This window comes from Listeria fleischmannii subsp. fleischmannii LU2006-1, assembly GCF_000344175.1.
Lineage (GTDB): Bacteria > Bacillota > Bacilli > Lactobacillales > Listeriaceae > Listeria > Listeria fleischmannii.
Genome location: NZ_ALWW01000084.1, coordinates 1 through 1030 on the forward strand (window position 1 = coordinate 1; position 1030 = coordinate 1030).

Below are 1030 nucleotides of genomic sequence, written 5' to 3' on the forward strand. Positions count from 1 at the left end.
GTCCTGAGCCAGGATCAAACTCATCTTTAAAATGTTAAATACGAATTTGAATACTTTATTCAACACTGTGAATAAGTTTCCTTAGCATCACAAATTGACTTTGCTAGCTTCTTACTAGTTTTTTTGGAAACATCTTTTTGTTTCCTGTCCTATGAATTGATTGGTGAAACATCTGTTTCATCGCTTTTTCATCTTCGTTCTGTTCAGTTTTCAAAGGTCACCATTGCTTATTTCAGCAACTCTTATATCTTACTATTTTTTTTGTAAACTTGTCAATAACTTTTCAAAAAAATAATTTGGTGGAGCCTAGCGGGATCGAACCGCTGACCTCCTGCGTGCAAAGCAGGCGCTCTCCCAGCTGAGCTAAGGCCCCAAATAAGTATAATTATAATAATGGTCGGGAAGACAGGATTTGAACCTGCGACCCCTTGGTCCCAAACCAAGTGCTCTACCAAGCTGAGCTACTTCCCGTAAATAACAAGCGCGCCCGGAAGGAGTCGAACCTCCAACCGCCTGATTCGTAGTCAGGTACTCTATCCAGTTGAGCTACGGGCGCAATATATTAAATTAAAAATGGTGCCGAGGACCGGAATCGAACCGGTACGGGTATCACTACCCGCAGGATTTTAAGTCCTGTGCGTCTGCCAGTTCCGCCACCCCGGCAAGGGCATAAAAAAAGAAACTTAAGCGGAAGACGGGGTTCGAACCCGCGACCCCCACCTTGGCAAGGTGATGTTCTACCACTGAACTACTTCCGCATATAAATAAGTGCGGGTGAAGGGACTTGAACCCCCACGCCTCGCGGCGCCAGATCCTAAATCTGGTGCGTCTGCCAATTCCGCCACACCCGCAAAGAGTGAGCCGTGCAGGGTTCGAACCTGCGACCCTCTGATTAAAAGTCAGATGCTCTACCAACTGAGCTAACGGCTCTCGATACAAATTTTATGTATTCCTATGTTAGAAAATGGTGCCGGCTGCAAGAGTCGAACTCGCGACCTACTGATTACAAATCAGTTGCTCTACCAACTGA

Annotated in this window: 7 tRNA genes; all 7 read right to left on the minus strand. The window is 45.7% G+C overall.

Features of this window, described 5'->3' with window-relative positions:
- Positions 1-297 precede the first annotated feature (297 nt).
- A tRNA-Ala gene (locus LFLEISCH_RS14275) sits at positions 298-373 on the minus strand.
- 21 nt (positions 374-394) lie between these two features.
- A tRNA-Pro gene (locus LFLEISCH_RS14280) sits at positions 395-471 on the minus strand.
- A gap of 11 nt (positions 472-482) precedes the next feature.
- Positions 483-556 (minus strand) — tRNA-Arg (locus tag LFLEISCH_RS14285).
- Between the two features lie 18 nt (positions 557-574).
- Positions 575-663, minus strand: a tRNA-Leu gene (locus LFLEISCH_RS14290).
- A gap of 23 nt (positions 664-686) precedes the next feature.
- Positions 687-758, minus strand: a tRNA-Gly gene (locus tag LFLEISCH_RS14295).
- 11 nt (positions 759-769) lie between these two features.
- Positions 770-851 (minus strand) — tRNA-Leu (locus LFLEISCH_RS14300).
- Between the two features lie 6 nt (positions 852-857).
- Positions 858-930: transfer RNA gene (locus LFLEISCH_RS14305), tRNA-Lys, on the minus strand.
- Between the last annotated feature and the right edge of the window lie 100 nt (positions 931-1030).